Origin of the sequence: uncultured Shimia sp. (assembly GCF_913054185.1) — a bacterium.
Taxonomy (GTDB): Bacteria; Pseudomonadota; Alphaproteobacteria; order Rhodobacterales; family Rhodobacteraceae; genus Shimia.
On record NZ_CAJXIV010000133.1, the window covers coordinates 1 to 8,304 of the forward strand.

An 8,304-nucleotide genomic window follows, 5' to 3' on the forward strand; every position below is an offset into this window, starting at 1 on the left:
ATCCCCGGCATCGCAACCGGATGCATGCTCGTCTTCATCTTATTGATGGGGGAATATCTGATCCCGGCTTTGCTGGGTGGCGGCAAAGTTTTCTTCGTTGGCAACGCGCTGGTCGATCTGTTCTTGCAATCCCGCAACTGGGCTTATGGCTCGGCGGTGTCCGTCACGCTGGTGGTTGTCATGCTGATCACCGTCACGGTCTACATGCGGCTTATCAATCGTCTTGGCGCCAGCCGCGAAGACGTGTCGATCATGTGAGGTAAACCGATGAGAATATATGCAATTTGCGTTTACCTGTTTTTGTACATCCCGATCGGTGTGATCGCGCTGTTCAGCTTTAATGCCGGCCGTCATGCCAGCCAGCTTCAGGGATTTTCAACCAAGTGGTACGGCAAGGCACTCTCCAATCCCTTTGTCATGGATGCGCTGGAAACCAGCCTGATCGTGGCCTTTACCTCCGCCTTATGTGCCAGCGTTTTTGGCACCATGGCTGCGGTGGCTCTACAAGGGATCAAAGGGCCGGTGCGCACCGCATTTGACCTGCTGATCTATGTTGCGGTCATGATCTCCGGAATCGTGATTGGCATCGCCACGTTGATCGGGCTGGTCACGGTGTTTGACCAACTGAATCCAATAATCGCGGCGATTTGGCCAAATGGATGGACTCCACCCAAACTGCATATGGGCATGGGATCATTGATTGCGGCACATACAATGTTTCTGATGGCGTTGGTGGTGATCATTGTGCGGGCCCGACTGGCCGGTATGGACCGCGCTTTAACCGAAGCGTCCTCAGACTTGTACGCAACGCCCATGGCGACTTTTCGACAGGTAACACTGCCGATGATTTTTCCGGCCATCCTGGCGGGTTTTCTGCTCAGCTTCACTTTCAGCTTTGACGATTTTATCATCGCTTTCTTTGTCGCCGGGTCCGAAACCACTCTGCCAATCTATGTGTTTTCCTCGATCCGCCGCGGCGTCACACCAGAGATCAACGCGATTGGAACCATGGTTCTGATGGTCTCTCTGCTGTTGCTAATCACGGCCCAATTGCTGCTGCAACGCGGAGGAAAAAAATCAAAATGACGCTCGCGGGCCCCCTTTCATCCGATCGCTACTTCCCTGTTCTCAAAGGCAAAGTCGCACTGGTCACCGGCGCCGGCTCCGGCATAGGGCGCGCGGGCGCCATGGCCATGGCGCGCCACGGAGCACAGGTGGTTGTGACAGACCTTGATGCCGACAAGGCCGCTCAGGTTGTCAAAGCGCTGAAATCCGAAGGCCTAAGTGCGGCTTCGGCAGCCCTTGATGTGACCGATGACAAAGCGGTTGCCGCCGAGATTGACAAAACCGTCAAAACCTACGGCCAAATTGACGTGCTGCACTCCCATGCGGGCTATCAAATCGAAGGCAATCTGGAACAGGTTCCGCTTGATGGCATGGACATGTCTTGGAAGCTGAACGTCAGGTCGCATTTTATCGCTGCCCGCGCGGTGGTTGGGCATATGCGCACACAAGGCGGCGGCAGTGTGATCATCACCTCGTCCAATTCAGGTGTGCAATATGACCGCGAGATGATCGCCTACGCCACAACCAAACACGCCGTTGTCGCGATGACCCGTCAAATGGCTGCCGATTATGCCAAGGACAACATCCGCTTCAATTCCCTATGCCCCGGGTTCATCGACACGCCTTTTAACGCTGGTTTTGAGACGCAAATGGGCGGGCGCGACAAATTGGAGCGCTACGTTGCCAAAACCATTCCAATGGGGCGCTGGGGCACAACCGATGAAATGGCCGATTCCATCCTGTTTCTCGCCTCTGACATGTCCACATTCATGACCGGCCATGCGCTTGTCATTGATGGCGGAGAATGCATCTGAATTTCTGTTTGGAGAGACCCAAATGACCAACAGTATAAAATCCCCAAACGGCCGCCTGGCTGGCAAAGTGGCTGTCATCACCGGAGGCGCAACCGGTATGGGGCGATCAACCGCCCTGGCCTTTGCCGAGGAAGGCGCCAAGGTCAGCATCTTCGACATTCAGGATGAAGAGGGGCAAAAAACTGTCGACATGATACGCGACGCAGGGGGCGAAGCCGCGTTTTTTCATGCGGATGTGACCAAAGATACCGAAATCAACCAAGCCTTTGACGAGGCGCTGGCGACTTTTGGGCCCTACAATGTTCTGTTCAATCACGCGGGCACGATCATTGTAAAAGCGATGCACGAGACCACCGAGGCCGAATACGACTGGCTGATGGACGTGAACGTGAAATCGGCCTTCCTGACATGTCGCCGCGCGGTCAAGGACATGAGCGCCAACGGTGGCGGCTCGATTGTCATCACTTCTTCTATTGCCGCTGAACTGGGCTATGCACTTGAATCGGTCTATTGCATGTCCAAAGGTGCGGTTCTTCAGTTGGCACGCACCATTTCAACCGAGTACCGCGACGCAGGCATTCGCTGCAACGCTGTCTGTCCGGGATTTATTGAAACCGCTCATGGCTTGAAAGAAATTGCCGAACTGGATGCTGCGGGACAAGAGTGGGAAGAGACCGGAATGGCAGCCACTCAAGGCCGCATTTGTTACCCGGAAGAAGTGGCTGCAGCGGTGGTTTTTCTAGCTTCTGATGAGGCCAGTTTTATCAACGGCAATGCCACCTATGTGGACAACGGATGGTATGCCAAAGGCTGACACAAGTCCGTATGCGTGCCGGCAACCGCACTACAACAACACCCGTAGCGGTGCCGCTATGGCATAGGCGTGAAATGGCGTGGGAAACTGGTGTGTAAATAGTCGAATATCTGGGCTTTTGCCATCTCTCGCGAAAACTGATCGGGGTACATCAGCATATTCAACCAAAACCCGTCAAACAGGCTTTCCAGCGTACGGGCCACCCCTTTTGGGTCCAAGGGGCTCCCAACCTCTTTTATGATCTTATCAAACAGACCGGCCACTACATCAAGCCGTTCTGCGTCGATTGAGGTGGTGATGCGGCGGTAAGATTTTCGGTAAGCCGCCTCCCCAAAGAAGGCAAACCACACGGCCAGCTTTTTCCGATTGCAAATGGATGTGTGAAACTGCGCATCGATGACCGCGACAATCTTTGCCGGTGCGTCCAGGTCCGGAGCCTGAAGCCGCGTTGACCACTGCTCACGATGTTCCATTGCCAAACAGCGCAAGGTTTCCTCCAGCAGTGCGTCTTTACTCTTGAAGTAAAAGTTCGCAAGCCCCGCAGACAGCCCCGCCAGTCTGGCAACCGACGCCATAGTCGTGCCCGAAATTCCGTGTTTGCCAATGGACGCAATTGTCGCGTCAACAATCTGCCTTTTCCTGACTTCAGGCGATGCAGTGCGAGATTTTTTCTGTTTTGTTTCAATCATAAACTGGTACCCATTGAATGATCATTCAATCAATGGCTTGATTTTTCGGCCACGTCAATCAAGGATTTGATCAAATACCGAATCTCGCGGAGTTGACCCAGTTATGACCAAACCTCTTCCCACGCACGCGCAGACCGTGATCATTGGTGGCGGCTCGATTGGCTGCAACACCGCTTACCATCTGGCAAAACTGGGCATGACAGATGTGGTGGTGCTGGAGCGCGACCAACTCACGTCTGGTACCACGTGGCACGCCGCCGGGCTGATTGTGGGGGGATTGCTGACAACCGAGGCTGAGTGTGAAATCTACACTCACGGGCGCGACCTCTACGCGAATCTTGAACAGGAAACAGGCCTTACCACCGGGTTTCGTGACGTTGGCTATCTGCAAATCGCCAACAACGAAGAGCGCGTTCATGAAATGCGCCGCTTGGCGCCTTTCATGCGCCGCCATGGCATCAATATTCACGAAATCTCCCCTCAGGAGTGCCAAAGTCTATTCCCAATTGGCGACATGTCTGACGTGCTGGCGGGTTTCTATACGCCAGAGGACGGCCGCGCCAATCCGGTGGATGTGACCATGTCGCAGGCCAAAGGTGCCCGCATGCGCGGGGCACAAATTTTCGAAGGTGTCACCGTCGCCGAAATCATGGCCAAGAACGGCACAGCAACCGGCGTGCGCACCTCTGATGGCCAGACCATCACGGCCGAAAACGTTGTGATTTGCGGAGGTATGTGGTCACGGCAACTGGGGGCCAGCGCCGGGATCAACCTTCCCCTGCAAGCAGCCGAACATTATTATCTGATCACAGAAAACATCGACGGTCTAAGCCGCGATTTGCCGGTCCTCGAAGATCCGTCGACCTACACCTACTACCGGGAAGAAATGGGAGGGCTGATGCTTGGACTGTTTGAGCCAGGCGCAGCCCCTTGGAAGCTTGACGGCATCCCGGATAATTTTGCGTTTGGCGAGATTGAACCGGATTGGGACCGCGTGGCGCCACATCTGGAAACCGCCTATTCGCGCGTGCCCTCAACCCTGAATGTCGGGGTGCGCAAGCTGTTTTGCGGCCCTGAAAGCTTCACCCCTGACCTTGCCCCCTTGGTTGGCGAGACCCCGGAACTGCGCAATTGTTTTGTGGCCTGTGGCATGAACAGCCTTGGCATCCTGAACGGCGCGGGCACAGGCAATGTACTGGCGCATTGGATTGTGGACGGACACCCACCGATCGATGTCACCGGCATCAACGTAAACCGGTTCACCCGTCACCACGCCACCCGCGCCTTTCGCCGCGATCGTGGGCCTGAACTGTTGGGGAAAATGTTTGGCCAGCACTATCACAACGAAGGCTATGAAACCGCTCGCGATTTAAAACGCTCAGCCTTACACGATCGGCTGTCGGCCTCAGGTGCCTTCTTTTCTGAGGGGCATGGCTGGGAAATGCCCGACTGGTTTGCCCCAACTCCCGAACAGGCAAAGGTAGAGCAGTACAGCTGGTTCCGGCAGAACTGGTTTGACTGGCACGCCGAAGAGCACCGCGCCGCCCGTGAGGATGTGATCCTCATGGACATGTCGGCCATGTCCAAGTTTGTTGTCGAAGGCCCCGATGCGCTGGCGCTGATGAGCCGACTGAGCTGCAACGAAGTTGATGTTCCCCTTGGCCGTCTGGTCTATACTGCGTGGGTCAATAAAAATGGCGGGTTTGAAGCCGATCTGACCGTAACCCGCCTTGGCGAAAACAAATTTTTGGTGGTGGTTGGCGAAAACAGCCACGGCCACACCGAAATGCGCATGCGCCGCCACATCAAATCAGGCGAAGTTGCGGTGATCACAGACGTCACGCCGGGCATCACTCAGATCAACATTCATGGCCCCAAAGCACGCCAATTGATGGAAAAGGTCACCGCCACTGACATGTCCAACCAGGCGTTCCCTTTCATGACTTGTCAGGACATAGATGTTGGCTATTGGATGGTAAAAGCCTTCCGGGTCACTTTTGTTGGCGAACTTGGGTGGGAGCTTCAGGTGCCCTCTTATGCTGCCGTTCAGGTCTATGACCTCTTGAAAGAAAAAGGCCGCGAGTTTGGCCTGCGCGACGCGGGCATGCAGACCCTCAACTCACTGCGACTTGAGAAGGCCTATCGCGACTTTGGGTTGGACGTGGACAACACTGACAACCCGATCGAAGCTGGGCTTGGCTTTGCCGTGAAGCTGGACAAGCCCGGCGGGTTCATCGGCCGCGATGCGCTGGTAAAAATCAAGGAGCGTGGCGTTCCCAAAACCCGAATGCTGCAATTCCTGCTTAAGGACCCCAAACCGCTGCTTTATGGAAATGAGCTTATTTACTTGGATGGTGCCGAAGTTGGCCACTTGCAGATTGGCGGATATGGTCACACGCTGGGCGGGGCCGTTGGAATTGGCTTTGTATCTCTCGATGAGCCGGTGTCACTTGCCATAGTGCAAAATGGGAACTGGACAATTGATATCGCTGGCCAGGCCTTTCCGGCGACGGCGTCAATCAAGCCAATGTTCGATCCGTCTATGGAACGTATCAAATGTTGAGACTGGGAATGCAGTTCTTTCCAAGATTTCTGTAATTTTGTAGCGCGACAAATGCAGCCGATGTCCTGCGAGCAGTCGTGCCAAAACCCTTTCTGGACCGGCATTTTCGTTTTTGTGGCCTAGAGCGGTCATTAATCGACACAACTTATCGGCGGCTCCAGGCCAACCCAGGCCATTGGCCCACATTTACCTCGCAGACTCTGTAAAGGTCACTAACTGCGCATCGATGACATTGACGCAGCTCGAGTGGCTGCAATTGCCTTCTGGAAGCCTGCTTTCGAAAGCCTGGCCTTGCGCTTCGCGCGTGCAGCAGAACTCTCGCTGCACACTGCGCCAATGTCGCAAAAGGGCTGGGAGCCGACCTCCAGGCACAAATGCTTGTCCACCCTGCGCTTGGCCGGCTTCGACGAGAGGTGCCAATGGCGGCAATTCGCAGACAATGGGCTTGCAAAAGTCGCGCTCGTTTCCCGGCAGCGGAATTTGCGGGCGGTGCGGCGAGTTTGGACCCACAGGAAGTCAACTGTTGGGCTCGGCCAAGCTATGCTTCCTACGCTATAGCGCGAGTGTACGAAGCACTAACCAAGATAGTATAAGCGGCTTGGTGCATTGACATTAAAAAAGCCGGTGGCAGCCAAGTAGTACTGTATACCATGTCCAGGCGTGTGATCGCGTTGGGCAAATACTTGGGCTTTGACCCAGCTTCCTTGAACGTCAGCAATCCGAATTTGATGATGTTGATGTATGTCAAAAAATCTGACTCGTTTTGTAGGGTCGATCAAATCTCGGGGAAAGGGGGCTTCATCTACCGACGGCGCGACACCATCCTTCTCAAAATCCATGTCCATTGATAACGATTTTCTTCCGCCAAATGACACTTCTTCCTTTCGCATCGTCGGTTGATACGCAAAGCTCATCAAAGACTCTGATTGTCTTAGATCGATGCTGCCTCTTGTCAAAAAGTTTGAGTAGCCAGGTAGAAAGTTGGCATAACTAGAGTCGTCGTCACCTGCAAAAATCAGGCCAACAGCTTCATGCCGTTCCTCGTCTACAACAAGTGAACCACTGTCGCCTCGGTTTGACATTTTTGAGAACATCAATTGATTTGAAAAGGGAATTAGTCGACCATTTCCGTAGTTCACTCGGATACTTGCGACTCCTAGTAATTTGCCGTGACCACAAGCTGGGGAGCGTGCACCGACCGTATAATGCGCTTTACCGAACTCAACAGACCAGGCTAGCCGACGTGGAAACCGAAGGCGTGTACCACCGGAACACTCGCGAAATTGAGCTTCAATACCTTCCGGGTCATCGAACTCAGCAAATGCAATATCATATTCGTTGTTTCCAAACTCGTTTACCGGTTCGAAATCATACAGGGATGCGGTTGTCTTTCCATCTATCTGTATTCTATCTCCGATGCTCGAGCTGTTCCCGCTCCTGCAGAAAACATGCCAATTTGATATTGCAACCAACACTCCGTTTAACATTATCGGACCGCCGTACGTCCCATAATATGGAGCGCCCTCAGGCCGTGCAGCTGTTCCCGCTTCAATTTGCGCAACGATTTTCCTGTTAGCCATCACTCGGACCGCAAAACTACGACCATCGTATTCGAATGTCGATCCTGCACGCATTGATCCAGGTGTCGAATCCACGCTGCCAGAGAGCTTAACAATGATTTCCGGGCTTGCGGCATCCAAGCCCGCATGCAACTCAACCGCGACCCACTCCAAGTCCATGAGTTCAGTTGCGAACTCTTCATGAAACTGGGCAAGTGCGTCTTTAAACTGACTAAAATCCAACATGGGTTACCTTCAAAATCGACTACGTACATATACGCGAAATAATTTCAGATTAGCGCATCATGTCTGAGAGTCTAGTTTGTTACCCCCTAATTCTGGCCATTGCTGATAGCCCTAGCTTTCCCAAGGCAGCCATTGCCCCCCCCCCAGCAACGGTTATCTACGTCCCGCATTAAAGGCGCCAGTCAAGTTGTATGAATGTCCGCTTCCGTCAGTTGGCATAAAAATACGACGGCTGTTACGGGCTGTTCGCCAGACTTTGCAAACTCCGCTTCCTGTGCTTAGCCGCAATCGAGGTCGAGTGCAGCAAGCGTCTGCTCTCAGCCCGAAGCGGTTATCGACAGGGAGTGTCATGCCACCAATGCCGCAGTCAGCATGAGCGGCAGCTTTGCGCAGATTGCGGACCCTGCAAAACTGCAAAGTATTTCCGCCTTTCACGGCAGATCCGGCCCACAGGAGACATTCAACAGCCTGCCCGTCGCCGCACTGCGGCTTCCCCGAACCAGCCGTTCGTGCATTGCGCAGCATTTTCCAAAAACGAGTGACTGCAACGCGG

The 8,304-nt window shown here is 54.0% G+C and carries 7 protein-coding genes and 1 pseudogene; 6 read left to right on the top strand and 2 right to left on the bottom strand.

All coding sequences use genetic code 11. The features are described 5' to 3' along the window. The 4 genes and pseudogenes from QZ517_RS18895 to QZ517_RS18910 form a co-directional block, all read left to right on the top strand. A pseudogene (locus tag QZ517_RS18895) lies at nucleotides 1–258 on the top strand (ABC transporter permease); the annotation flags it as partial. A gap of 9 nt (nucleotides 259–267) precedes the next feature. After that, on the top strand, nucleotides 268–1,086 hold the full coding sequence (locus tag QZ517_RS18900) for an ABC transporter permease (protein ID WP_294230212.1): 819 nt from the start codon (nucleotides 268–270) through the stop codon (nucleotides 1,084–1,086). Continuing rightward, nucleotides 1,083–1,880, top strand: a complete 798-nt coding sequence (locus QZ517_RS18905; RefSeq protein ID WP_294230215.1) for an SDR family oxidoreductase — start codon at nucleotides 1,083–1,085, stop codon at nucleotides 1,878–1,880. Before QZ517_RS18900 ends, QZ517_RS18905 begins: the two co-directional genes overlap by 4 nt. Before the next feature lie 22 nt (nucleotides 1,881–1,902). Beyond that, on the top strand, nucleotides 1,903–2,694 hold the full coding sequence (locus QZ517_RS18910; protein ID WP_294230218.1) for an SDR family oxidoreductase: 792 nt from the start codon (nucleotides 1,903–1,905) through the stop codon (nucleotides 2,692–2,694). 56 nt (nucleotides 2,695–2,750) lie between these two features. Here QZ517_RS18910 and betI read toward each other — a convergent pair whose 3' ends face one another. After that, nucleotides 2,751–3,383 (bottom strand): transcriptional regulator BetI, encoded by a 633-nt coding sequence (gene betI, locus QZ517_RS18915; RefSeq protein ID WP_294230221.1) that lies wholly within the window; start codon nucleotides 3,381–3,383, stop codon nucleotides 2,751–2,753. Nucleotides 3,384–3,486: 103 nt separating this feature from the next. Here betI and QZ517_RS18920 point away from each other — a divergent pair, with 103 nt between their 5' ends. Next, entirely contained in the window at nucleotides 3,487–5,946 is a 2,460-nt protein-coding gene (locus QZ517_RS18920) for an FAD-dependent oxidoreductase (RefSeq protein WP_294230224.1), read from the top strand. Between the two features lie 575 nt (nucleotides 5,947–6,521). On the opposite strand, the gene QZ517_RS18925 is transcribed toward QZ517_RS18920, so the two are convergent. Next, entirely contained in the window at nucleotides 6,522–7,751 is a 1,230-nt protein-coding gene (locus QZ517_RS18925; RefSeq protein WP_294230226.1) for a hypothetical protein, read from the bottom strand. A gap of 372 nt (nucleotides 7,752–8,123) precedes the next feature. On the opposite strand from QZ517_RS18925, the gene QZ517_RS18930 reads away from it, so the two are divergent. After that, on the top strand, nucleotides 8,124–8,304 hold a 181-nt coding region (locus tag QZ517_RS18930), incomplete at its 3' end, for a hypothetical protein (protein WP_294230230.1).